The sequence below is a fragment of the Niastella sp. OAS944 genome (assembly GCA_024809215.1).
In the GTDB taxonomy this organism is placed as follows: Bacteria; Bacteroidota; Bacteroidia; order Chitinophagales; family Chitinophagaceae; genus Niastella.
The window spans coordinates 926,422-952,734 of the sequence record JANUBW010000002.1 but is presented as its reverse complement, the minus strand read 5'-3'; the positions used below and the strand labels follow the sequence as shown (position 1 = coordinate 952,734).

The window sequence follows — 26,313 nt, the reverse complement described above, 5'->3', positions numbered from 1 at the left end:
CTATGAAAGCATCAACAGAAAGAAAGATCATCAGGTGGCTGCATATTGTGTTAAGCATTCCCATTCTTGGGTATATTTATGGGCCACTGGCCACTATGCCGCAGCAGGCTATGGTAGTTAAATGGATCATTATGCCAACTGTTATACTGTCTGGTTTTTGGTTATGGAAAGGGCATTTGTTGCGGAAGAAGCTAAGAAAGAGTTAGTGAAGATCACGAACTACTTCTGAACCGGAACCGCCCCTAAGAACATCGAGGTCTGCTCCAAGATGGGCCTGCTGCACATGATCGATGTAAAACTTAACATAACCGCGTGTTGCCATTGGCGTGGGTGGTTGCCATTGTGCTTTACGCGCGGCCAGCTCTTCATCAGATACATCGAGGTGCAATTTGCGGTCGGCCACATCCAGTTCTATCATATCGCCGTTTTGAACCAGGGCCAGCACACCACCAATAGACGATTCAGGCGACACATGCAACACTACGGTGCCACCGGCTGTGCCACTCATGCGGCCATCGGAAATGCGCACCATGTCTTTAACGCCCTTTTGTAATAGTTTAAGGGGGAGGTCCACATTGCCAACCTCGGGCATACCGGGGTAGCCAACAGGGCCTACTCCTTTTAATACGATGATGCAATGCTCATCTATATCGAGTTCAGGATCGTCTATACGGGCATGATAATCTTCTATGTTCTCGAATACGACTGCTCGGCCGCGATGTTTTAATAAATGCGGCGAGGCGGCTGAAGGTTTTATGATGGCCCCATGCAAACATAAATTTCCTTTCAGCACAGCCATGCCGGCATTCTGTTGCAATGGCGCCGTTGGGGTTGCTATCACGTCAGCATTATAGCAAGGAGATACGGCGCAATTGTCGCTAATGGTCTTTCCATTAACTGTGAGGGCATTATTATGTAAATAGGAACGCATTTCCCTGATGATCACAGGCAGTCCGCCGGCGTAATAAAAATCTTCCATGAGGTATTTGCCGGCTGGTTTCAGGTTTAACAATAAAGGCACTTTGCTGCCAATGCTATCGAAATCCTCCAGCGTAAGCGGTACCCCTATGCGGCCTGCAATGGCCAGTAAATGGATAATGAAATTGGATGAACCGCCGATGGCGGAATTAACAACAATGGCATTTTCAAAAGCAGAACGGTTAAGGATGCGGGAAAGCTTCAGGTCTTCTTTAACCATTTCAACAATTCGCCGTCCGCTTAATTGCGCCATTACTTTTTTGCGTGCATCAACAGCGGGAATGGCCGCGGCGCCTGGTAAGGTGAGTCCAAGCGATTCTGCCATACAGGCCATGGTGCTGGCAGTGCCCATGGTCATACAATGGCCCTGGCTGCGAGCTACACCTATTTCTACATCCAGGATATCCTGATCGGTATAATTGTCTACGTTTTGTTTCTCTTTGATCAGCCAGTTAAAGGAGCCGCTGCCTATACATTCGCCCCGGAATCGTCCGTTCAGCATGGGACCGCCAGGTACTATAATAGTAGGCAGGTCAACACTGCAGGCGCCCATTAAGGTAGAAGGAGTGGTTTTATCGCAACCGGTGAGCAATACAACGCCGTCGATGGGATTGGCGCGAATGGTTTCTTCAGTATCCATACTGGCCAGGTTGCGGAACAGCATAGTTGTTGGACGCATAACGGTTTCGCCTAACGAAGTAACGGGGAACTCCAATGGGAAGCCACCGGCTTCAATCACCCCACGTTTTACCACTTCAGCCAGATCGCGTAAATGGCCGTTGCAGGGCGTAAGTTCGCTCCAGGTATTGCAAATGCCAATTACGGGTTTGTTCTGAAAATAATCATTAGGGTAACCTTGCGTTCTAAACCACGACCGGTGCACAAATCCCATCTTATCATTTTTACCAAACCAATCGGCGCTACGGAGTTTTTTAGTATTGCTCATTGCTGTGTATTTATTTCGTAAAACGTGAAACGGCAAACGTGAAAGGGATGCCGAACTTTGAGAATCGCTTCTTCGGCAATCGTGAATCGGCAATCGGCAATGGTTTCCGAAGGTTCTGGCCTCGCTAACGTAAAACGTGAAACGGCAAACGTGAAAAATACAGCTGTAAGCCATAAGCTATAAGCTGCAAACAAAACAGCCGCTTAAAGCCGAAAGCTAAAAGCCTAAAGCGAATACAGCTAATGCACGTTATCGCGAAAACTAAGAACTAAAAACTAAGAACTAAAAACTAAGAACTGCCTTTATCAACTCTATCACCATTATCAACTTTTCAACTATTAGTCAGGCTGCCGCACAGAGGAAACCCTTGTCAACTCGTCAACTTGTTAACTACTGCTTATCCCACCAAACCCTTGTACTCAACTTATCCGCTCCCTGCCGTCCGATAGCCTCATTCACATTATCGGTATTCACGCTTAGTTCAGAAGTAGGGTAGGTGAGCCTTCTTATAAAAGTGCCATTGGGCACATCGGGATTACTGGGTTGTCCATAGGGGTTGGGTGTAAGTGTCGGAAAGCCACTTCTTCTGAAGTTAGCAAAAGCTTCCGGTCCGTTCAAAAAAGATGCGATCCAATATTGCGTATTGATCTGTTCCAACTCATTGCCGGCAGTAAGCGGATTGTTGGTTACATAGGTGTCGCGGGCCGTTGCGGAAACGGCGGAATTGACGTCATACGACGCCATTTGGTCCATATGTGCTTTAATGCCGTCGGCAAAATATTGTGCGGCGGTACCCGAGGTTATCCATCCCCTGAAGCGGGCTTCGGCCAGCAACAGGTTGGTTTGGGCGGCCGTTACCAGGAATACCGGACTTGAGACCTTTACCATACGACGGCGATCAACCTGGCTGTAATCATAAAAGCTGGCCAGGTTATCGGCGGTAGCAGCTGCGCCAATAGTGCCATTGTCTTTTCCTATAGGCATACCAATCTGTTGGGCCGGGGCGGTACTGCCAATTGCCACTGTTTGCCCTGTGCCGGTTTTGGCGCCAACATAGCGAATGGCAATGGCCTGCAGCCTCGGGTCGCTGGTATTCTTTAACTGGTCAACAAATGGTTTGGTAAGATAAAAGTTGGCTGCTTCGCTGCCATTAAGGGTAGCGCCAATGGGTTGGTTAAAATTGGCGTCGTGGCGAATGAAGGCATTGTCGGCATTGGCGGTAATGACGCCGCCGGCAAAGGCTGCCTGTACGGTGCTTTGCGCTTTGGCCGCATCAATTTTGCTCAACCGCATACCGGCGCGCAGCAACAGCGAGTAAGCGAACTTTTTCCATTTGGCAACATCGCCTGCGTATAACATGTCGCCCGTTTCAATATTGGCGGTGGTGGTCAATGCAGCTGCCGCTTCGGTCAATTCCTGAATGATCTTTGGGTAAATATCCTGTTGGCGATCGTATTTGGGTAACAGAATGCGTTCTGCCAAACCGGCTCCACCCTGGGAATAAGGGATGTCGCCAAATTCATCGGTAAGGATCATAAAAATATACGACTGATAAATACGCGCCATGTTGTACATGTTGGTCCTGGTAGTAAGATCTTTTGATTTCGCAATAGCATCGTATGTATTCTTGATCACGCTTTGATAATAAGCCGTCCACAGGGGCTGGGTAGTAACATCGCGGCTGTCCTGGTTAAAATTAGCCCCGGCCAGCACGCCGCCATTGGGTGTTACCATTTGCTGTACAATGCCAACATCGAAAACCAGCGATTTTACCGGAAAGGAAGTATTGATAATGGCCTGGTTCAGCAACAGTGCCGGATCGAGCGTTGTACTGTTTGTTTCATTTACATTCAGCTTAGCCAGGTTCTTTTCACAGGAAGCAGTGGCAGTAAACAGTAAGATAATTGAAATATAATGTGCAATCTTTTTCATGACAATAGGTGTTAGAATTTAATGTTCAAATTCAAGCCAAGGCTGCGCGTGGTGGGCAGGCCGGGTGATTCAAGGCCTACCTGGTTATCGGAACCAAACCCAAATGTTTCGGGATCGATATTATCAACCCATTTCTTGATCAGCAACACGTTGTTGGCCACCAGGTCGAGCTTAACGCCTTTGATGGGCCATTTGGTGGGTACATGTTTGGTAAAATCATATCCCAGGGAGATCTGCCGTATTTTCCAGTAACCGCCATTATAAATAACCGGCTCTATAATTTGTTGCGAACGCAGGTGTTCCCAATATGATTGCACACCCTGCACGGCATTGTTGGGATTGCCATTGGCATCTACTCCGTTACCTTTTACGCCACCTTCGCGACCTTCTAATGTCATTTTATGCAGCCCATGCCGTACGGCATTGAAGTTGGTGCCCGACAGCATTTTGTTGCCCAGTTTGTAATCAATAAATATAGCGAAGTTGATTCCTTTGTAATTCACAGTATTCAGAAAGCCGCCTACCCATTTAGGCAGGCCACTGCCAAACAGCACAAAATCGGTTGTTCGCTGGGGTAACCCGTTCGATTGAAAGATCTGTTGACCTTTTTCATTGTGCGCATACCCATAACCGGCTATCTGGCCCATTTCTTCGCCCACCACGTGTCTTGTTTCGCCATTGAACACGTGCGTACCGGTGGTTATGCGTTCGCCCGGTTTGTCGGTGATAATGCTCAACACTTTGGTGATGTTGTAAGATGTGTTGGCGGTGAATTCCCAGGTAGTGTTGACCGTTCTTATTGGCACCAGGTTCAACATAGCTTCAAATCCGTAGTTCCTGCTTTTACCACTATTGATGGGGGTGTTAAGGTAACCCGATGCGTCGGAGATCTGAACCAGAACGATCTGGTCGCTGGTGATCTTCCGGTACGCTGCAAGGTCAATATTAACCCGGTTGTTGAACATCCGCGCTTCAAGGCCAACCTCTGTTTCCGCTACCCGGCTGGGCTTCAGTTTGGGGTTTGGCAGGGTAGTACCGGTAACATTGTTGCTTATAGCGCTGGTGCCTACAGGTACGGCCTGTCCGTTTGGATTACTTACAAAATTGGCGTTAGGCACATAGAACAACTGGTCGGAGTAGGGGGCTACATCGCCGTCGCTGCCTACCTCGGCATAGCCTAAACGTAGTTTGGCAAAATTCAGCCAGCTAACTTCAGGAAGATGTTCCGAAAAAACATAGCTGCCCGATACAGATGGATATAAAATGCTTCTGTTTTCAGGTGCCAGTGTACTGAACCAGTCGTTACGCACGGTTCCCGTTAAATAAAAAGTTTGTTTGAAATTCAATTCGGCAGAACTATATAATGAATTCACGCCCTGTTCTATACGGGTGTATACGGGATCTTTACCGCGGCCATTCTGCACGGTGTAAATACCACGGGTGATGAAATCGGTAACTACCACGTTGTTGATGTCACTCCGTTTGCGCATACGGTTGCCTCCTGCGTTCACGTTCACTTCCATAATGCCGAATTTTTTGTTGGCGTTCACCAGGAAGTCGAGATTGGTTTCCCTGAAGCGCCGTGATTCCTGTGTATATACCCCGTTTACAAAACCAGGTAAAGCCGCTGCACGGGAAGCTTGTCCGGTGGGAAAGTTGTTCACGTCTTCATCGCGCGACCAGTAGTCCTGCCCAAAACGGCCCTGCACACTTAACCACGACAGCAGATTATACTTTAAAGTCACGTTGCCAAAGATGCGGTCGCGTTTGATATTATGGAATTGTTCTGCCATTACCCAGTACGGATTGGTGCGGTTGGTGAACCTCGACCAACTATATTCATTGCCCTGTGCATTGTATTTGTTTTCATTCAGCACGTTTAATGGCATCGATGTAGAAAGGGCCATCAGCGTAGTGGGAATGGAATTGTCCTGGTTGGCAATGTTTGGTGGGTTCTTATTGATCTCCCGTGAATAGTTGATATTGCCTGCCAGTGTTAACTGTTCAGACAGGTTATAACTAAAGCCCAGGTTCATCGATTTACGATTGAACGAATTATTGGGCATTATGCCAGTGTTCTGGGTATTGTTGAGCGACAGGCGCATACCGCCTTTATCGCTGCTGCTTTCAAAAGCGAGGGTATTGGAAATATTTTGACCATGCCGGTAGAAATTCTTTATTCGACTTGGCTGCAGTTCGTAAGGAACTGTAAGGTTATTGAATAAGATGTGCGTCATACCCGGTGCGAACTTTTCGCCAAATGACCATTCGCCCGAAGTGGGGTCGGGGACTGTGGGGCGTACACCATTCTCACCTTGTCCATATTCTTTTTGATAATCGGTGTAATCGAGCGGCGTATCGTTGGTATAGTTCAGGTTGTAGGTAACACCTATACCTTTTGTCTTGCCTTTTGTTTTTGTCGTTATCATAATAACCCCGTCTTTGGCGCGGGAACCATACAGGGCTGAAGCCGGAGCTCCTTTTAATATGGTCATACTTTCAATATCATCGGGGTTGATGCTTGCTAACCCATCACCGCCATCGGCAAATACCCCGCCGCCTTTTACTGAAATGGTATTGTCATTGAAATTGGTATTGTCAACCGGTACGCCGTTAATAACAATGAGCGGATTGTTTTGACCGGAGATAGACGATTGGCCGCGGATACGGATCTTTGAAGAACCGCCTGGCCCGGTACCAAGTGAGGAGATGTTTAAGCCGGCCACCTTGCCCTGGAGCGCATTCATTACGTTGCTGGTGCGGTTTACGCTCAGTTCTTCGGGTTTAACGCTGGTGGCGGAATAACCCAGGCTTCGGGCCTGTTTTTTTATTCCGAGGGCTGTTACGACCACTTCGCCCAGGTTGGTATTGTCGGTGGTTAAAGAAACATTTACCACTGTTCGGCCCCCAATCTCAGCTTCCATGATCTTATAACCCACAGAACTGAATACCAGGGTGCCTTTACCTTCAGGAACGGCAATACTATACCAGCCCTCGTTATTGGTTGAAGTTCCAAATGTTGTTCCTTTTACAACTACTGAAACCCGGGGAATCTTTGTACCTTTTTCATCGGAAACTGTACCTGTAATTGTTTGAGCATGGGTAACGGATACGAGTAAATGTAACGCAAAGAGCAGCCATAACCGCGCATGGCGCAATGGCCCGCCATTGGTATTCTTTTTCATACCGGCAAGTTGTTTTGGTGAGTAATCGTTGAAGTAGCCAAATTATCCGGTATTACAATGAAAAACTACCAAAATAAAACTATGTTGGATATTGTACAGTCGGCACGATAAAATTTCCTTTCTTTATATAAGCTCCTGCAAAGGGGTAAGATTGCGCCACGCCAAAGCTTATAATGCCATATGAACCAATTTGTTTTACAATGTGGTAAATCAACTGAACTGCTTTTGTTCCCCCATATTCTGGAGGTGGGGTTAAAAAAGAATGCATCTATATCGTTCAACACTTTTTTAACCTCGGCCACAGAAGGTTTAAGGATCTATTATATTATTGAGGGCCGGTTTGAATGGCGCATCAACAATCAACTCATTATTTTTTATCCCGGCGATGTGGCAGTGGTTATGCCCGGGGTACCGTTTGGCAGCGACAATGGCAACCTCGAGATCGGCGCCTTTACCTGGATCCACCTCGGTATTCAAAAACTGGAGAATGGCCAGATACTATTAGGTAAATGGAGCGGCCTTTCAGACAGCGAAGGGGCGGCCATTGGTAAAATATTATTATTGAACCCTTCACCAGTGCTAAGCCGCTTTAGCGAAGCAGGTAAAATACTCAAATGCATCCATGGCGAATTATTTGGTAATGAGGTGGCCTACCAGGCACGTATCAATCACCAGCTGGATGAACTGTTGATACAGGTAACCCGCCAAATGACGCGGCAAAACAATTCGGTCCGCGATTTCCCTAAAACTTTTATGCACCTGGAGGAGGTGTTGCGCCAGAACCTGGCGCATCAATGGACCGTGGAAGAAATGGCGGCGCTTGTTGGCATGGGCACTACCTTGTTTACGGAAAGAGTAAAAACCTATTCGGGTTTTTCACCTATCAATTACCTCATCAACATTCGCATTTCTGAAGCCATCAGATTATTAAAACGACCCGATATCACGGTTACCGATATCGCACTTGATACAGGGTTCTATTCATCACAGCATTTTTCAACCACATTTAAAAAACTCACCGGTTACCGGCCGAGTGAGTTCAGAAATAATCATTTGCGTAATAAATAATTACCATACACATGAAATGCATTATTACAATAGAGTTGGGTACAAACGGCATAAGGATGTTTGCCTATGATCTCGCCGGCAAGGTCATTGGTTCTATGCGCGGTTACTATCCAACATTCCATACCGAGCCCGACCACAGTGAGCAGGACCCTGAACAAATATTTATTACCACGCTGTATGTGCTAAAGAACATTTTAAACGAATATATACACCCGAAGAAATATAAAGTGGCGAGTATATGCTTCTGCGCATCCATGCACAGTGTGCTGGCGGTTGACAAAAATGGTAACCCGCTTGGCAATGCCATTACCTGGGCCGACAATCGCGCCAAAAAGGAAGCGCAGGAATTACGCAGTTCGGCGCTTGGTAAGAAATTATACGCCGCAACCGGTACGCCTATTCATCCAATGTCGCCGCTGATAAAAATAGCCTGGATAAGGGACCGCGATGCCGACCGCTTTAAGCAGGCCAGTAAGTTCCTTTCTATAAAAAGTTATATCATTCATCAACTCACCGGTGAATACCTTATCGATTACAGCATTGCATCGGCAACGGGGTTAATGAACATTCACACTATTAAATGGGAAACAGAAGCCTTGAAATATGCAGGTATTACAACCGCAAAATTGCCCGAGCTGGCGCCGGTATTTACCAGTGCTGGTAAATTGAAAAAAGCATATCAGCAATCATTGCGATTACCTGCCGATACAAAAATTCTTATTGGGTCAAGCGATGGTTGTTTGGCTACGTTGGGCGATGGCGTAAAAGGAGAGGGGAAAGCCACCATCACTATTGAGGACAGCGGTGCTGTAAGGGTAATGGGGCCTTCCGTGTTGAAGGATGAAAAGATGCGGTTCTTTAATTATTTGTTAACCGAAAACTGTTATGTCTCCGGCGGCCCTACCAATAATGGAGGAAACATCTTCGATTGGTTCACCCGGCAATTCGGCGATTTTACCAATCCATTCGATATAGAGAACAGCGTACAGCAATTGATGGAAGAAGCCTCAAAAGTGCCCGTTGGTTCAGATGGCTTATTGTTCCTGCCTTATTTGTTGGGTGAACGCGCGCCCATCTGGAATGCCAATGCCCGTGGCGCTTATTTTGGTTTGCATATTAAACATGAGCGTAAACATTTTGTAAGGGCCACTATCGAAGGCATTTTGTATGAAATATACAGCATTGGCAAAACGCTGGGTGAGCAACGAAATATAAAAAGCCTGTCGGTAAATGGGAGCTTTGGCACCATTCCTTTTTGTACGCAATTGATAGCCGACTTGTTCAATAAACCTGTTCGCCTGCGAAGGCAGTTTCATAGTGTAAGCTTTGGGGCTTATTTATTAAGCGCTACTGAAATGGGTATTTATAAAACCCTTGATGATGCAGCCCAAACGGTTGAACTGCCAGATGTGTTTAAGCCGAATAAACAACACCACGCTATTTACGCCGATTACTTTAACCTGTTTGAAAAGTTGAGTGGAAAGCTGTTTGATGAGTTTGAGGCTATTGGGGAGTTGCAGCATAAGTACTCTGTTAAATAGTATTCAATAAACCGGAAATTCTTTGATAATAGGTTAGTGAAGTAGGATGTAAGAAGTTGACGAGTTAATTGGTTAACAGGTTAACAAGGGGTTGAAAAGGTGATAGAATTGATAAAGGCGAAAGCAGTTTTAAGTTTTTAGTTCTAAGTTTTCGCGACAACGTGCATTAGCTGTATTCGCTTTAGGCTTTTAGCTTTCGGCTTTAAGCGGCTGCTTTGCTTGCAGCTTATAGCTTATGGCTTGCAGCTGTATTTTTCACGTTTGCCGTTTCACGTTTTACGATTAGCGAGGCCAGGAATTTCGCGAGCCATTGCCGATTGCCGATTCACGATTGCCGATTCACGATTGCCGATTCACGATTGCCGTTTCACGAAAAAAAGTCATATGAAAAATAAATGCTTGTACATAGTACTACTGCTACATAGCACCATACTATATGCCCAACAGGTAACTCTCACTCCTGATCAAATAAAAACCCTCACGCCCGAATGGAAAGGTGAGCGTTCTGCCGATGGGCGGCCATATGTGCCCGACAAATTATTGGAGCGTTTAAAGAACATTCGGCTGGAGGAAGCCTGGGGTGTTTTACGCAACAAAGGATATATGAACCAGTTTGAGGGCGATTGGATGGTATTAAATCCCGATTCGGCTATGACCGGCCGGGTGGTTACAGCTCAATATCTGCCATTGCGGCCCGATGTAGATAAGCTCATAAAGGAAAAAGGTAAAGCTGAAAGCCGCATTGGCGCACCCAATTCCTGGCCCATAGATGTTTTGAAGAAAGGTGATGTATATATAGCCGATAGTTATGGTAAAGTGGTTGATGGTACGCTGATAGGCGATAATCTTGGTAACGCCATTTACGCCAAATCTGCCCGTGGGGTTGTCTTTTATGGCGCCGTGCGTGATATAGAAGGGCTGTCGGAGATCAAAGGATTCAATGCCTGGATAAAAGGATATGATCCTTCTTTTATTCAACAGATGATGTTAAGTGGTATCAATGTACCTATTCGCATAGGAAGGGCTACTGTTTTGCCCGGTGATGCTGTGCTGGCAAAGAAAGGGGGCGTTGTATTTATACCGGCGCATTTGCTTGAAGATGTAGTGCTCACTTCAGAGTTCATTGCATTGCGGGATGCATTTGGGCATCAGCGTTTACGTGAAGGAAAATATACCCCCGGTCAAATAGATACCCAGTGGACAGATGAGATAAAAAAAGACTTCCTGAAATGGCTCGATGCCAATCCCGATAAGCTCCCTATGAGCAGGCAGGAGCTTGATCAATTTATGAAAGATAGAACCTGGTAACAATCATTAAATCATCATATATGAATCCATCTCAAAAAATATTGACCAAACTTGGTCTTAAAGACCCGGAGCCTATACAAGCATCAGCAACCGATAACCACAACAGCCGCCGCTCATTTTTAAAACGATCGGCATTGGGTGGTATTGCGCTGGGTGGCATCAGTGCATTGTTGCCTATTGAAGATATCATTGCACAAACCACGCAGAAGGTGAGCCGCTACTCCAATCCATCAGATCTTAAGATCACCGATATGCGGTTTTGTGTTGTGCAGAATGTGGGCCGAACGCCTATCATTCGCATCGACACCAACCAGGGAATATATGGCCTGGGTGAAGTGCGCGATGGCGCCGATGAACGCTATGCATTAATGTTAAAGAGTCGCATCCTTAACCAAAATCCCTGCAATGTTGAAATGCTGTTCAAGATGATACGGCAGTTTGGTGGTCATGCCCGGCAGGGCGGCGGCGTGTGTGCCGTTGAAATGGCTTTGTGGGACCTCTGCGGTAAAGCATACAATGTACCGGTATGGCAATTGCTGGGCGGCAGGTATCGCGATAAAGTGCGCATTTATGCCGATACGCCCGAAGCTGCCACATTCGATGAGTTTAAAGCAAAGATCAAACACCGGCTCGAAGAACAGGGAATGACCTGGCTTAAAATGGATATTTCTATTGGTGAAGTAAAAGAACAGGAGGGCGCCCTGGTGAACAGTAAATTCTGGGGCAGTAACCTGGCGCAGTGGCGTGGCGGTTATATGGATTATGCCAACATAAAACATCCTTTCACCGCTATACAGATCACGGAGAAAGGCCTTGATGGGATGGCGCAGATCGTGCACGATGTTCGTTCGGTGGTGGGTTATGAAGTTCCTATTGCGAGTGATCACTATGGCCATTTCGATTTGAACAACGCCATACGCTGGGGAAGAAAAGTAGAACCCTATCGCCTGGCCTGGCTTGAAGATATGGTGCCCTGGGAATTCACCGATCAGTTTAAGAAAATGTCCGATGCACTGGAAACACCGGTATTGACTGGCGAAGATATTTATCTGCTTAATGGATTCAAACCCCTGATAGATGCCGGTGCAGTTGATATAGTTCATCCCGATCTGGCAACGGCAGGTGGTATTCTCGAAACAAAACGCATTGGCGATTATGCCGAAGAGAAAGGTGTTGCCATGGCAATGCATTTTGCCGGTACACCCGTATCGTTCATGGCCAATGTACATTGCGCAGCCGCTACGCAAAACTTCCTGGCGCTGGAACATCACTCGCTCGATAATCCCTGGTGGGAAACGCTGGTAAAAACCACAGATGGCCGTAAGCTATTCGAAAAAGGATATGCTAACGTGCCACTTACCACGCCGGGGCTTGGAATTGAATTGGTTGAGGAAACGATCAAACAACATTTGTCGCCTACCAATAAAACTTATTTCGCGCCAACACCAGAATGGAATGATGTACGCTCGCACGACAGGTTGTGGAGCTGATGGTTAATGTGATAATATGATAATGTGCTAATGTGATAATGAAATACAATCGGCAATCGGCAATCGGCAATCGGCAAATGTGAAACGTGAAACGTGAAACGGCAAACGGCGGCCGCTCAATTTTGAGGCTCGCGATTTGTCGGCCATTGGCAATAAATTTGGGTGGCGCAAGTTCGCCTTTAATTTTGAAATTCGCGAGTCTTTTCACGTTTCACGTTTGCCGTTTCACGCCCTGGCAACTAAATAGAATGCAATACATAATATATTACTCATGAACCGTGAAAAAACATATTACCTGGCTTCGGCCATCTTCCTGATCTTGTACATCTTCACGATCATACTAAACATAAGCAATTGGGGTGGTTGGGTGTTGCTGTTTTTCTTTTTTAGTCTTGCGCTGGCTTTCCGGCAGCACCGCATGCTAAAGGGACTTTCCTTTACACTTATAATAATGGCAGTGGTGAGCCTGGCTATGTATTACCCGCAGTACTTTAAAACCATTGGTGATTTTAAATTATCGGCATTGATCATTCCATTGCTACAGATCATTATGTTTGGCATGGGCACTGAATTAAGTTTAAAAGATTTTGCCAATGTAGTGCGCATGCCCAAAGGTATTATAGTAGGTGTGGTTTGTCATTATGTGATTATGCCCATGACGGGCTTTGCACTTGCAAAGCTGTTCAATTTTCCCAATGAAATTGCTGCAGGTATTATATTGGTTGGTTGTTGCCCAAGCGGGCTGGCCTCCAATGTAATGTGTTACCTGGCAAAAGCCAACCTGGCCTTATCGGTATCGGTAACAACTATTTCAACCATGCTGGCGCCATTTTTAACACCGTTGCTTATGCGTTTATTAGGCGGAAGTTTTGTTGAAATTAATTTCTGGGCCATGGTTTGGGATATTACCAAAATAGTCATCATTCCTGTAACTGCGGGCCTGGCCTTTCATTACCTCGTACATGGAAAATTCAAGTGGCTCGATAAAGCCATGCCATTATTGTCTATGGCCGGTATTGCTTTGATACTGGTAGTAATCACTGCTGCAGGAAGAGATAACTTAATAAAGGTGGGGGCTTTACTATTGGTAGCAACTGTTCTTCATAACGTGCTGGGATATTTGTTGGGTTACTGGTCGGCCCGGGTGTTGCGTTTTCATGAACGCGATTGCCGCACCATTGCACTCGAGGTTGGAATGCAAAATGCGGGTCTTGCCTCCGGGCTTGCCCTGGCCATGGGTAAACTGGCAACAGCCGGCCTGGCGCCTGCCATCTTCGGTCCGGTTATGAATATCAGTGGTTCCTCGCTGGCGAGTTGGTGGCACAATCACCCACCAGAGGTGGGTGAAGTTGACAAGTTAACGAGTTGACAAGGAGAAGTAATGATCTTCAAAACTGATACTCTTCCTACTTCTTACTTCCTATCTCTTACTTCAGATAAATAGAACCGATATGAATAAACTTCATTTAATCGTCTTCCTGATATTACAATACACAATATCCCATGGTCAACAGATCACCCGCGATCAACTCATCGCCTTAACGCCAGAGTGGCATGGGGAGCGGTTTAGTGATGGGCGGCCTAAAGTGCCTGATAGTATTTTAGATCGCATGAAGCTGGTAACATTGGAAGAAGCATGGGCAGTATTACGCAATGAGAATTACAAACACCAATACGATGGCGAATGGAAAACCATCAACCCCGATAGTGTATTGGTGGGCCGTGCGGTAACCGCCATCTTTATGCCCGGGCGGCCCGATATCCATCGCGTGATAGATAAATTCGGGGTACGTGATAAACGCGTGAAATCGCAGAACAGCTGGCCTATCGATCTGCTGGTGAAACGCGACGTATATGTAGTTGATCAATTCGATGCGTATGAAGATGGCCCAACGATTGGCGATAACCTTGGTAATTCCATTTACGCCAAAACCGGCAATGGTATTGTATACGATGGCGCCATTCGCGATATAAAAGGGTTGAAAGAGATCGGGTCATTTACTTCGTTCTTTCGCAGTTATCATCCATCGCATCACCTTAACAATCCCGATGGTGAATTAAATACCACACTGGTTGGCATCAATCAACCTACACGTATTGGCAAAGCCACTGTTATGCCGGGCGATATTGTATTGGGCCGTGATGGCGGCGTTGTTTTTATTCCGCCCCATCTGGCCGAAAAAGTGGTAAAGACCTCGGAGATCGTTCGCCTGCGCGATATGTTCGGTCATCAAAGATTACGTGAAGGAAAGTACACACCCGGACAAATTGATACCCGCTGGAGCGATGAAATAGAAAAGGATTTTTCGAAATGGCTTAATGAGCATATCAATGAGTTGCCGGTTTCTAAGTCTCAAATACAGGAGTTACTTAAAGGGAGAACGTGGTAATAAAGACCTGTAAGGTGCGCCATTTGAGGCTAGCCCTTGCAGTTGGATCAAGCGCTCCTGACAGGTCGTTATTTATCGACCTGTCAGGTCCATACATCTAAATAAATGTGCCACACTCAATGATGGACCTTACAGGTCTTCTTCATAATTTAAACAAAACACAATGCCACAATCAAGAAGATCATTCATCTCAAAGGCAGCGCTTGCTGCAGCTATAGCACCACTATCTACTTTCGGTCAACAATATGAAAAGTCCATAGACCAAACGCCAAAAGCGTCGCCGCCTTCCAATTTAAAAATAACCGATGTAAAATGTGGTTATATCAGGGGCAGCCTGTTTGTGAAGATATATACCAACCAGGATATCTGGGGATGTGGTGAAGGTGTTGACGCTATCCCCGGTACCTATCACCTGGTAAAGAATTTTGGCGAGCGCATTAAAGGCAAAAGCCCGTTGAATGTACATCGGTTGTTTGAAGATATCCGTAAATCTGGTTTTTTTCAGGGCGCGCAATCAGGTATGTATGTGGCGGTTTTGAGTGCCATTGAAACTGCTTTATGGGACCTTGCCGGTAAAGCACTACAATTACCCGTGTACCAATTACTGGGCGGCAAGTTTCGTGATAAGGTGCGGGTGTATTGCGATACGGCTTTGTATCAGCGCAATCTGCCTACACCAAAAGATTTTGCCGATGCGGCGCAGGCTGCCAAAAAAATGGGTTTTAATGCTATCAAGTTCGATCTCGATCAGGCAAACGATCCCAACAAATATGATTTTTATAACTGGACGGCCAGCCCGGCCGAATTGCAACGTATGTATGATCAGCTGGCTGCCGCACGTGAAGCCGTAGGCCCAACTATCGATATCTGCGCAGATATGCACGGGCGTTATGATGCGGTTACCGCCCAGGCCGTGGCAAAAAAAATGGAGTCGTTAAACCTGATGTGGTTGGAAGAACCGGTTCCCGCCGAAAATGTAGACGCGTATAAACTAATTACTGCATCAACCAGTACACCTATATGCGCAGGCGAAAATCATTACCTGGCTTATGGTTTTAGAAAAATGCTGGAAATTGGTGCTGTTGATATTGTAATGCCCGATCTGCAAAAATGCGGTGGGCTGGGCGAGGGGCAACGTATTGCCAACCTGGCCAATTTATATTATGTGCCATTTGCGCCTCATATGGTGGCTTCGTTCCTGGGCGCAATGGCTTCTGCACATGTTTGTGCTTCGGTACCAAACTTTATGATCCTTGAATGGCAATCGTATTTTCATACCCAGCCCATGTTTAAAGAGATCATTCATTACGATGGTGAATGGGTAAACAACAGTTTTATTACGGTAAGTGATAAACCGGGCATCGGTGTTGAAATAAATGAAGCCGGGATGAAAAAATATGCCATCCCGGGTATACCGTTCTTCGAGTAACCGTAACACGGTTACTTTTACTCTTTAGTTATATTGATAAGAGCTCTGCGGTTGCGGCTGCGGCCATCAGGATTATCGCGGCCATTTATCAATTCCATTTCAAGCGGGCAACAAGCGCCGAATGATGCAAAGGTAATACGGCTGCCGTCGATGCCTTTGCTGATAAAGTATTCAGCACAAGCCCGGGCGCGATGGTCACTCAGTACTGCGTTGTATTCAACACTTCCTTTACCATCGGTATAACCAGAGATCTGTAAAGTAGCTGTTGGTATTTCAAGCAGTACATTGTAAACAGAATCGAGTTTACGCACCGCTTCCTGTTTCAAATTGTATTTGTCGAAGTTGAAGTATACGGTAACCACATTCTCGGGGCGTAACACGAATTTCTTTTCAACGCACAGATCGGCATTGAAAAATTGATCGGTGAGCAGGTTGGTTTCATCGGTTTTTGTGATCTGTACTTTTGAAACCGTATCGCGGTAAGCCTGTTTACTTACTGCAACCGTATAATCTTTTAATTCTGTATCCACGGTGTCAAAAATATATTTACCGTTTATATCGGTAGTGGTAGTTCTTGTTGTACCGGCAGCTGTGGTAAGTACAATGCTAGCATCGGCCACCGGTTTATGATTTTTGCAATCGAGCACTACGCCATTCAGATTATTTTTCTTGGGTGCTTTGTTAATGCGGTAAGTTTGAATACAACAACCGTTGCCCCTGTCTGAACCTATGATGGCGTTTTCAAGCAAGCGCGTTTTTTCCGGCGCATAAAAGTATATATCATCACGCGATGAGTTTACCGGGTAGCCCAGGTTTACCGGTTCGCTCCATAAATTGGTTTTCCCTTTGGCTGAAAATAAGTCAAACGAACCCATGCCCGTACGGCCATTGGTAGAGAACACCAGGGTGTTGTTGCTGGTTTGATAAAAAGGCGCCTGCTCGTCCTGATTGGTATTTACTACTTCGCCTGCGTTGATGGGTGTACCAACGCTTCCGTCTTCCTGTAGTGTTGCCAGCCAAATGTCAAAACCGCCGGAACCGCCGGGCCGGTCAGAAGCAAAATAAAGGAATTTGCCGTCGGCTGTAATAAAGGGCTGTTTACTGCTAAAGCCATTGCTGTTTACAGCTTCTACCAATTGTGGGGCACTCCAGCTTCCATTGGTTTGGGTAATAACGTAAATATTGGAAATGGTTTTGCCATTTACTTTTTGCCATTGGGTAAAATACATTTTATTGCCGTAGCTACTGGCGGCGCCCTGGTTGTTTAATAAACCGGTTGGGGGAAATGATACCGGTGTTAACTGCGCCAGGCTATCGTTGGTCAATGTAGCCTGAAACAAATGGCTGTTATGCGGATTGGTGCCTTTTACAATTCCCGAATCGGTTTTTGTACTGGTCACTAAATACTGATCGCCATTCAGCGGCACTACAGCAAACCCGCCTCTTTCATAACTATCGGGCATGTTTAGCTTTCGTGTATTAGCCAGTATGGTGTCGGGTCTTCTCAATTGTTTACCTATATATTGCAGCGTTTCCCATTCTGCTTTTGCTTCTTCGTCAAGTTTTTTGTTAGTGTTCGTTGATTCCATATATGCACGCAGGTTAGCGGTTGCTTCATCATACTGCCCAAGGCTGCGTTCACAAACCGCTTTCCAGTACAATGCATTTATATTGTCGGTACAATCATTAAAAATTGAATCGGCGGGGGCAAAATAGTTCGCCATCAAATAGGCCACTGCCTGTTTGTATAAAATGGCTGAGCGCGAAATGTTTTTAGGCAGCATGCCTATGCCTTTTTTATTGGTATATACCGGAAACACATCCCGCTTTACCTGGTATTTCGACGGGTTCAAAAATTGTTCATACAAATACGCAGCTGTATAATATTCCCCGGCTGCAAAGTATTGATCGGCCAGTTGCAATACACTTTTCGTTTTAACAACATCCTGGCCTTTACCTGGTAATGAAACCACGCAAGCCAGCAGTAGACAAAAACAATATAAAGTAAAAGTTAAACGCATAAAGGAGGGTTAAAGTCTTGAGCAACGGATAAAGTCAACAATGCTCCTGGTGCCCGAACGTTTTATGTACGACAGGCTCAGTTCAATACTATTTACATTTTTGGTCATGGAACCCAGCTTTGAGGCATTCACATCATAGCTAAGGCCAATGATAAAATTCTTGTAATCGATGCCTACATACGGTGATATAGCGTCGCTAAACCGGTAGTAACCGCCCAGCATAAAATCGGTATCTGCATTTACGTTTATTTGTCCGTAAACCCCCAACATAAACTCCGAAGCTGTACCCTGATGCATGTACAATGCATGCGGAACAATACGTGTACGTTCTGATAAATTATAGCTTATACCTCCATTTATGGTATAGCGCATTGGAATAGTATTCAACTCGGTGTTTTCTGTTTTAGCAACTATTGGGTCCTTGGGTTTATTTAAATGGTATGCCGAGAAGCCGCCAAATATATTCGTCTTCTTTTCAGGCGCCGCATCAAAGTAAAGCACACCAGCGCCCATGTCGAACACGGTGGAAGAGGTTCGGGCAAAGGTTTCATTAGAGGCGTTGCTTGACTGATACCCGGTAATAGGGTCCCATTGTTCGCCCCATTTGAATTTTGAAGAATTAACGCGGCGGTTCATAATACCACCCTGAATGGCCATTACAATATGCTGGCTAAGGTCTTTCCCAAATTTTACTCCGGTGTAGGCAAAAGAAAATGATGAGGTGAGGTAATTGAAGCCCGCATCACCAGCCGACTGGTTTAATATGTTCACACCCAGTGCTACATTCTTATTGGTGCGGGCATCGAAGGAAAGACCTATTGTTCTGTATGGATTTGTAATGCTGCCCCATTGGTTGCGGAAAATGGCCGACGCACGGTAATCGCCGTCTGCACTTCCGGTTAGTGCCGGATTTACGTACATGGGGAACGAATAGTGTTGCGTAAAGTGCGGGTCGGTTTGAGCAACTGTTCTTTGAACAGTTAACACAAACAAACAGGCCACTAACCACGCGTATCGTTGTATGAATTTGTTATTCATGTTCTTTATCGTACAATAGTGATAGAACCTTTTTTATTTACGGTGCGCCCATCGGTCATAACCGCTTTCAACACATAAGCATAAACCCCCACTGGTTGCGGGCTGCCTTTGAATTTGCCATCCCAGCCCTGCTTTTTGTCGGTTATTACTATCATGCGCTGGCCCCATTGATTATAAATATGCAACTCAAATGTGTTGATATAATTTCCATATACGTACAGCTGGTCGTTGTGGCCATCGTTGTTAGGAGAGAAAACGTTCGGTACAAAAATGTCTTTGTTCCGTGGTATTACTTTTATGCGGTACGATTGTGATACACCTAAGCAGCCGTTTACATAAGGTGTGGCTGTAATGATGGCATACACCGCGGTATCGTTCATGTTGGTGGCAGTGAACGATGGCACAGTACCCGAACCATTTGCCGGCAGACCGATGGTAGGGTTTGTGTTCGTCCAGTTAATACCGGTTACAGGAATATCAACCGGGAAATTATAAGTCGTCATAATATCGCCATCAACTATGCTGGTGTCGCCCCTTACGTTTATGACCGATGGTTTGGGGTTCACCTCGTATTTAAGTGATGTAGGAACGGCACATTGACCGGGATCGGGCGTAAATGTATAGGTGCCGGTAGCCTGGTTATCAACAATGGCGGGGCTCCAGGTGCCGGTAATATTATTGGTTGATTTGGTGGTTAATACAGGCGCCGGAATATTGATACAAACTGACTGTGAGGTGCCAAAAGGAAACTGTGGTGTTACCAATGGGTTTACGGTAACGGTTACAGTAAAAGGAGGTGCACAGGGATCGCTGGTGCTTTTAAATGTATAAGTGCCCGTTTTTGTATTGCTCACCGTGGCAGGGTCCCAGGTACCGGTTGTACCGTTGGTAGATGTAGCTGGTAAAACCGGGGCCACATCGTTTGCACAGATCGATATCGTGTTGCCAAAACTGAATGTTGGCGGTATAATAGGGTTTACAGTTTGGGTATAAACAAACGGTGTAGCGCACTGGCCGGGGTCGGGTGTAAACACATAGGTACCGCTGGTAGTATTACTTACAACTGCCGGGCTCCATACACCTGTAATATTGTTCGTTGACTTTGAAGGTAATGTAGGTACTGTTCCGCCATCGCAAATAGAATTGCTGCTATTGAATGTAAAACTGGGAGTAATAGTTGGGTCTATTGTAACGGTAAGTGTAGTGCCGGTAACACAGCCGGTTGAAGTGGCCGTGAATACATACGTGCCGGAATTGGTAGGGCTCACAACGGCGGGGCTCCAAAAGCCAGTGATACCATTCATGGAGGTGTTTGGTAATGTAGGAATAGGTCCAATGCCGCAAATGGTGATGTTTTTTCCAAATGAAAATCTGGCTTCTTCTTTAGGAATTACCGTAACTGATATGGTCACTGGTGTACCGCAACTACCCGCCGCAGGATTAAAGGTGTATATGCCTGAGTTTTGGTTATTAATTACACCTGGGCTCCAGCTTCCGGGAATGCCATTACTCGATGCCGGCAGTGCAGGCGCCAGGTCGCCCTGGCATAACGATGATGGAGGAAGGTTGTTGAATTTTGTAGGAATGATGGGGTTCTGTAGCGGTATAGCTATATTGAGCGTTTTAATAGTGCCGTTCAAATTGAAAATAAAATCGCTATACGAACCTGCATTCAGGTTAGAGATGGTTACCTGCCCGGCGGCGTCTGTAACCAGGGTGATGGGCCCCCTGGTTACGCCATCGTCGGTATACGTGAACAGGTAAGTGGCGTTTGGCGTCAGGTTGCTGAATGTAAGCGCCCCTTCAGAACCACCACAGGTAATGGGGTTCTTGCTTATCTGCAGGGTAGGGTCCTGGGCCTTAACGTAATTACAGCAAAGCGTAATTATTAATCCTATTATTAAATAGGGTAATGATTTAGGTTTCATTTTTATTGTTGGTGGAAGGGGTATTGTTGCAGGGTTGATCACCGTCACACAAAGCCGGCCTGTGGGTCTTCAAGGAATTAAATCCCGTAAAAGTAATAAAACCCTGATAAGTGTCATACAGAAGTTTATAAATGTGCAGTTTTTGCCGATAAGTGTGCTGTTTTAAGCTATAAGCGTGTAAGACAAGCGAAGAACAGAAACTGATATGGTAATTAACGGTAATTTGTTTTTGACTGCCATAATATACTATTTCTCACTCCAACAATACCGGAACAGTAAGCGATAACTTCACTTTTAGTTAAACTTTATTGTTCATTAAAACAAGTCACATGAGTATGAAAAATTTATTTTCACTGGCCATCCTATTGGCCTTTGGGTTTGTTGCCTGTAAAAAATCGGGCTCAGCCGAACAGAACGCTAACCAGGATGACAATGCTGCAAAAGTACTTGCCTACATTCGTGAGCTGGGTTTTCCTGCCGATCAGATCGTTGAAAGGGATGATGCATATGTGGTTGAAGAAGACATCGTATTCCCAAAGAACATGCAGGTGCCTGTTGAAAAAGTTAAACCGGAACAGTATTACACAGGTAGCCTGGTAACCGCAGCAAAAGTGGTAAATATTCGATTAAAGGTTGATGCATCCATGACATCGATGCAGGCCGAGATCGATGCTGCCATCAACCAATGGAACACTGTTCCCAATTGCAAGATCCATTGGACCCTTGTTACCGGCACTTCATACGATGTGCTCATGGTTAACAGCAACCTGGGTTCAGGTGTGTGCGGACAGGGTACCTTCCCTTCAGGTGGCAATGCAGGCGGCACCATCTGGATCAATAAGAATTATATTGCCGGCAACAGCTTTGCCCAGCGCTCGCGCACCATTTGCCATGAAATGGGTCACAACGTTTCGTTCAGGCATACCAACTGGTCTGCCCGCGGTGAGTCAAGCGCAACAGCGGTGCCAGGTGTAGGTGGTACCGATGCTTCATCGATCATGAATGGCGGCCAATGCGGTAGTGGGGCTACTGTGCTATCTACTAAAGATAAACAGGCGGCAGCCGTACTATACCCACTTTAAAATCATATATAATAAAGGATGAGCATCCCATGCCGGATGCTCTTCTTTTTATGCATTATTAATAAACCGAAGATTAAACCCGCCCTGGATCTCATAATAATAGCTTTTGCGGTCTTTGCAATAAGCGATGGGCGCTCCCTGCTCTTTCATAAAGGATAGATACTCGTATAACAAACTCTCTGAAATATGTAGTCTTTCTGCCAGTTGTTTTGGCGAACCGGTTCCTTTCATTCGAATAAGCCGATCGATGTTCTGCAGGCGGATAAAGTAATGTTTTGGCATTAGATAAAGTTTTAGGTCTATTGTTTACAAACGGCGGCAAATACATATTTACCCCAGGTAATAAGGGAAATCAATTAGCCTTTACCGTTGTTGATGCGTATGCATTCCAATTTAAAAATAATTCTCCCTTCCTGGGAAAAATTCCGCTGAAGAAACTACGCCGGTTTCAGGGCTGAAAAAATATATTAATATCACTAAGTGTTTTTTCATTTCCCTGTGTTTGAATGAATTACAACCTGTGTTGTGGCATGTCATCATTTAAAGGAGATCCTGTTTTCGCCCCGTGCCAAAAACAGGTATGCCGTTGGAAATATCTATTACGAAACTATCAAACAATAAAAACGTACTTTATGAAACACATCTACACTTTGATCGCAATAATCTTCATCTCTTTTTCTGCTGCACAGGCAAAACCGGTAATTACATTTATAAACTCGTACGGCGATTGGTCAACCGCTTCTAACTGGGACCTGAACCGTATTCCTCAACACGGCGACTCTATTGTGATACCTCAGTATAAAGGCGTTGTATTTGATAAAAACGATACGCTGGCTAACGTATATATTAAAGTATTTGGCGGCCTCACCATTCAGAAAAGAATGAGGTTAGGAGGTGTATCGGTAATTGAGTTAACAGGCACCGGAAAGTTGAATGCATTGAATGCACAACGTAGTTCTGAAGTTATCAGCATGAATGGTGTAATAAAGTATGATGAAAATGCAGCGCTTTTGATTAATGGACCTGCATTTGCTACTGCCAGCACAGGTGTATCGCCCAACGGTTTTAATCTTTCTGTACTGCCTGTTGTTTTCAATGGTTTCTTTGTAACAAGAAATAACAACAGTATTGTGTTGAACTGGAGCACTGCACAGGAATCGAACAACAGCAACTATGAAATTCAACGCAGCTTCGACGGTTCAAATTGGTCAGCGATCGCCATTATGATGGGCGCCGGTAATTCAACTACTGTTCAACAATACAACTATACCGATAAGAATATGACCGCAGCGGTTGCTTACTACCGTATTAAACAGGTTGACATTGACGGTCATTACACATTTTCAACAATAAAATCGATCCGTTCTAACGAGACTGCCGCTTCTACCCGCATTTACGCTTCTGGCAACACAGTGAACATCGAGTTCAATAAAGAAGTTAAAAACCCCATCACTGTACGTATTGTAAATATGAGCGGACAGGTAGTTGGACAACATACTTATCAACAGGCTGCTTACCGTATTACCATGAATTTGAATAACAGTGTTAAGGGTGCTTACGTAGTACAGCTGAGCGATAATGAAGGTTGGAAAGAAGTAAAGAAGATTATTATATAATAGTGTGTGGTTTCATAGGTTCAATTGTCCGTCCCGACGAAAGTCGGGACGGTTTTTTTAAATGGGTATTTAGTACTATTTTCTTTATAACTTGCGTAAAAAGCTTCCGATGAAAAATGTTCCTACTTTATACGAATGGGCAGGCGATATTAACACCTTCGAAACCTTGTTTAATAAGTTTTACGATAAGGTATTAAAAGATGAATTGTTGGGTGAAGTGTTTAAAAATATGTCGCCCGAGCACCGGCATCATGTAGCGTGTTTTGTTGCTGAGGTTTTTGGTGGCGGCGATTTTTATACAACCGACGGCGGTAGTCATGCGAAAATGGTAGGTAAGCATATTGGTAAAATGTTAACCGAAGAAAAGCGGCAGCGTTGGGTGCAGTTGTTATTGCAAACTGCCGATGAAGTAGGTTTGAAAAGCGATCCTGAATTTCGATCTGCATTTGTTGGTTACCTTGAGTGGGGCAGCCGCATAGCGGTCATCAATTCACAATTAAACGATAACCCAATGCAATTGCAGGAACCAATGCCTAAATGGGGTTGGGGTGAAACAGGTGGGCCTTATCAACCGTAAGAATAAATTCTAAAAATAAAAACCATCCCGTTAGTTGGGATGGTTTTCTGGCCATAAAAGCATGATATGGAAAATATGTAAGGGAGAACCCGGTGGTTCATCCCTGAATATTCCAGGTTTTTATAGTGCCATCATAAGATGCGCTGATGATCTGATTATTGTTCAATACTTCAATTGACTGTACAAAGTTCTGGTGTTGGAGCTCGGCTTGCAATTGCCCGTTCAAACGCCAGAGCTTTACTTTATTATCTTCACCACCCGTTGCAATGATACCATTGTTAAGGAATTTTATGGTACGTATAATACCGGCATGTGCTGCAAAAGTGGTGATGCTTTGTTGCTGGAAGGTATCGTTGAGCGCACGAATTGACAAGTCGCCGGTAAGATTGCCACTTATTAATTGGTTGGTAGCACTATTGTAAGCCAGACTAATAACCGGTTTATTTTCATTGAATGTGGCCAGCACCTGCCCGGTTTCAAGGTCCCATATTTTTATGGAACCGTCCTCTGAACCGGAGGCAATGGTGGTATCGTTCAGTTTTATTACCTGCCATACCCAGTTGGTATGTTCATTGAGTGTTTTGATAATATTGCCCGAAAGATCAGCAATGTGAATGTTATTATCGCCGCCACCCGATGCAAAGGTGTTATCGTTTATACGACACATCGAAAGCACAATGGCGGTATGCGCTTTGATTTTATTCACGGGTTTATATTGCTTCCAAACAATAATGTGTTTATCGCGTGAGCCGGAGATAAAGGTATCGTCATTTATTTTTTCAATACAAAGAATGGAGTTCTTATGTTCTTGCAGCGTATGTCTTTCTTCTCCTGTCGAACTCCACACTTTAATAGCGGTATCACGGCCACCGCTTAAAATAGTATCGTCGTTAAATTTCAGGAGCGACCAAATGTAACCAAGATGTCCGGAGAAAGGCTCTTTACTGATCTCAGTTGTATCACGTGCATACAGGATATCGCTTCTTAATACAAACTTTTCGCCTTCAGTCAGCACTTCGCCTTCGTGCCATACATTATGATCAAAAACGATCAGATCGCCCTGCACAGGTGTATAGGCGGCCCATAATTCATCGGTATCTTTTGTTTTGAAGAATAAAGTGCGACCGCCTTTGAACTCCGTAGCACTATTCAGGTAGATCATAAACGTTAGCTTCGATTGTACGGTGGCCGAGCGGTAATGAATGCCATCGAGGTGCCGGTGGAAATACTGGTTAGCTGCATATTTACAAAAACGCAACCGGCTGTTCAATTCTTTTAATTGCCAGGTGCCGTTCTCTGCCTGAATTGCAGAGTTGGTAGTTATGGTTTCGGGTAAATATGGTTTTACTTTTTGAAACAGTTTGGTGGACAGTTCTTCATTGTCCATTACAAACCGGTCGTTATTTCGATAATAAGTAGGATAGTTGGCAATGGCTTTTTGAAATGAGTTCTTAATGTCTTCGTTCAATAGTTCGGTGCATTCTGTTGGGGAAAATAATGAAGGAATTACAAAACAGGTAAAGCTGCTATCGGGCAGCATGTGTTGTACGGTTTGCATAACTGTAGTATTAATGCTTGTTGCAGGGAGCGTTACTCACAATTTTGTTAGTCCCTTACATTATGGTAAGGCGTTTAAAATTTCGTGAGCACCTGCTAATTTTGAAAAATAAATTTCACTCTACATTTTTTCTGCAGAAAGATAGGCAAGACTGAAAATGCTGGCTTCCTGGCCAGTTGAAGAATCGTTTAGTAAAGTTATTATTTCATTTTAAAAATCAAAATAG

The 26,313-nt window shown here is 45.1% G+C and carries 19 protein-coding genes; 11 read left to right on the top strand and 8 right to left on the bottom strand.

What is annotated here, in order from left to right:
- The first annotated feature begins 2 nt into the window (after positions 1–2).
- The gene (locus tag GGD38_RS14465) at positions 3–206 is read left to right on the top strand and encodes a hypothetical protein (protein ID WP_375300118.1); all 204 of its coding nucleotides are present in this window, start codon (positions 3–5) and stop codon (positions 204–206) included.
- Here the strand turns inward: GGD38_RS14465 and GGD38_RS14460 are convergent.
- From GGD38_RS14460 to GGD38_RS14450, 3 genes are all read right to left on the bottom strand, one after another.
- A complete protein-coding gene (locus GGD38_RS14460) occupies positions 203–1,924 on the bottom strand; it encodes an IlvD/Edd family dehydratase (RefSeq protein WP_375300119.1) in 1,722 nt (573 codons plus the stop codon). The two genes, GGD38_RS14465 and GGD38_RS14460, sit on opposite strands and share 4 nt — an antisense overlap.
- A gap of 390 nt (positions 1,925–2,314) precedes the next feature.
- The gene (locus GGD38_RS14455) at positions 2,315–3,856 is read right to left on the bottom strand and encodes a SusD/RagB family nutrient-binding outer membrane lipoprotein (protein WP_375300120.1); all 1,542 of its coding nucleotides are present in this window, start codon (positions 3,854–3,856) and stop codon (positions 2,315–2,317) included.
- Between the two features lie 11 nt (positions 3,857–3,867).
- Positions 3,868–7,041, bottom strand: a complete 3,174-nt coding sequence (locus GGD38_RS14450) for a SusC/RagA family TonB-linked outer membrane protein (RefSeq protein WP_375300121.1) — start codon at positions 7,039–7,041, stop codon at positions 3,868–3,870.
- A 180-nt stretch (positions 7,042–7,221) separates the two neighbouring features.
- Between GGD38_RS14450 and GGD38_RS14445 the strand changes: the two genes are divergently transcribed.
- The 7 genes from GGD38_RS14445 (at position 7,222) to GGD38_RS14415 (ending at position 16,267) form a co-directional block, all read left to right on the top strand.
- Positions 7,222–8,109: a helix-turn-helix domain-containing protein gene (locus GGD38_RS14445; RefSeq protein ID WP_375300122.1), complete on the top strand. Its 888-nt coding sequence runs from the start codon at positions 7,222–7,224 to the stop codon at positions 8,107–8,109.
- An 11-nt stretch (positions 8,110–8,120) separates the two neighbouring features.
- Positions 8,121–9,650, top strand: a complete 1,530-nt coding sequence (locus tag GGD38_RS14440; RefSeq protein ID WP_375300123.1) for a gluconokinase — start codon at positions 8,121–8,123, stop codon at positions 9,648–9,650.
- A 384-nt stretch (positions 9,651–10,034) separates the two neighbouring features.
- Positions 10,035–10,958, top strand: a complete 924-nt coding sequence (locus GGD38_RS14435; protein WP_375300124.1) for an RraA family protein — start codon at positions 10,035–10,037, stop codon at positions 10,956–10,958.
- A 20-nt stretch (positions 10,959–10,978) separates the two neighbouring features.
- Complete coding sequence (locus GGD38_RS14430; RefSeq protein ID WP_375300125.1) at positions 10,979–12,448, top strand: mandelate racemase/muconate lactonizing enzyme family protein; 1,470 nt, start codon at positions 10,979–10,981, stop codon at positions 12,446–12,448.
- A gap of 271 nt (positions 12,449–12,719) precedes the next feature.
- A complete protein-coding gene (locus GGD38_RS14425) occupies positions 12,720–13,817 on the top strand; it encodes a bile acid:sodium symporter family protein (RefSeq protein WP_375300126.1) in 1,098 nt (365 codons plus the stop codon).
- A gap of 82 nt (positions 13,818–13,899) precedes the next feature.
- Positions 13,900–14,838, top strand: coding sequence for an RraA family protein (locus GGD38_RS14420; protein ID WP_375300127.1), 939 nt, complete (start codon positions 13,900–13,902; stop codon positions 14,836–14,838).
- A 163-nt stretch (positions 14,839–15,001) separates the two neighbouring features.
- On the top strand, positions 15,002–16,267 hold the full coding sequence (locus tag GGD38_RS14415; RefSeq protein WP_375300128.1) for a mandelate racemase/muconate lactonizing enzyme family protein: 1,266 nt from the start codon (positions 15,002–15,004) through the stop codon (positions 16,265–16,267).
- A gap of 17 nt (positions 16,268–16,284) precedes the next feature.
- Here the strand turns inward: GGD38_RS14415 and GGD38_RS14410 are convergent, their stop codons facing one another.
- From GGD38_RS14410 to GGD38_RS14400, 3 genes are read right to left on the bottom strand one after another with little or no spacing between them, the layout of a single operon-like run.
- Positions 16,285–18,288: an OmpA family protein gene (locus GGD38_RS14410; RefSeq protein ID WP_375300129.1), complete on the bottom strand. Its 2,004-nt coding sequence runs from the start codon at positions 18,286–18,288 to the stop codon at positions 16,285–16,287.
- A gap of 9 nt (positions 18,289–18,297) precedes the next feature.
- Positions 18,298–19,326, bottom strand: a complete 1,029-nt coding sequence (locus tag GGD38_RS14405; protein ID WP_375300130.1) for a PorP/SprF family type IX secretion system membrane protein — start codon at positions 19,324–19,326, stop codon at positions 18,298–18,300.
- Positions 19,327–19,331: 5 nt separating this feature from the next.
- Positions 19,332–21,254 carry a gliding motility-associated C-terminal domain-containing protein gene (locus GGD38_RS14400; protein ID WP_375300131.1) on the bottom strand — a complete coding sequence of 641 codons (1,923 nt, stop codon included), beginning with the start codon at positions 21,252–21,254 and terminating at the stop codon, positions 19,332–19,334.
- A 335-nt stretch (positions 21,255–21,589) separates the two neighbouring features.
- On the opposite strand from GGD38_RS14400, the gene GGD38_RS14395 reads away from it, so the two are divergent.
- Positions 21,590–22,336: a M57 family metalloprotease gene (locus GGD38_RS14395; RefSeq protein ID WP_375300132.1), complete on the top strand. Its 747-nt coding sequence runs from the start codon at positions 21,590–21,592 to the stop codon at positions 22,334–22,336.
- A gap of 48 nt (positions 22,337–22,384) precedes the next feature.
- Here GGD38_RS14395 and GGD38_RS14390 read toward each other — a convergent pair whose 3' ends face one another.
- Positions 22,385–22,618 carry a hypothetical protein gene (locus GGD38_RS14390; RefSeq protein WP_375300133.1) on the bottom strand — a complete coding sequence of 78 codons (234 nt, stop codon included), beginning with the start codon at positions 22,616–22,618 and terminating at the stop codon, positions 22,385–22,387.
- Between the two features lie 350 nt (positions 22,619–22,968).
- Between GGD38_RS14390 and GGD38_RS14385 the strand changes: the two genes are divergently transcribed.
- Both GGD38_RS14385 and GGD38_RS14380 read left to right on the top strand, forming a co-directional pair.
- Positions 22,969–23,952: a T9SS type A sorting domain-containing protein gene (locus GGD38_RS14385; RefSeq protein ID WP_375300134.1), complete on the top strand. Its 984-nt coding sequence runs from the start codon at positions 22,969–22,971 to the stop codon at positions 23,950–23,952.
- Between the two features lie 109 nt (positions 23,953–24,061).
- Complete coding sequence (locus tag GGD38_RS14380) at positions 24,062–24,529, top strand: group II truncated hemoglobin (protein ID WP_375300135.1); 468 nt, start codon at positions 24,062–24,064, stop codon at positions 24,527–24,529.
- Positions 24,530–24,626: 97 nt separating this feature from the next.
- Here GGD38_RS14380 and GGD38_RS14375 read toward each other — a convergent pair whose 3' ends face one another.
- Positions 24,627–26,087 carry a 2OG-Fe(II) oxygenase gene (locus GGD38_RS14375; protein ID WP_375300136.1) on the bottom strand — a complete coding sequence of 487 codons (1,461 nt, stop codon included), beginning with the start codon at positions 26,085–26,087 and terminating at the stop codon, positions 24,627–24,629.
- Positions 26,088–26,313: the final 226 nt, after the last annotated feature.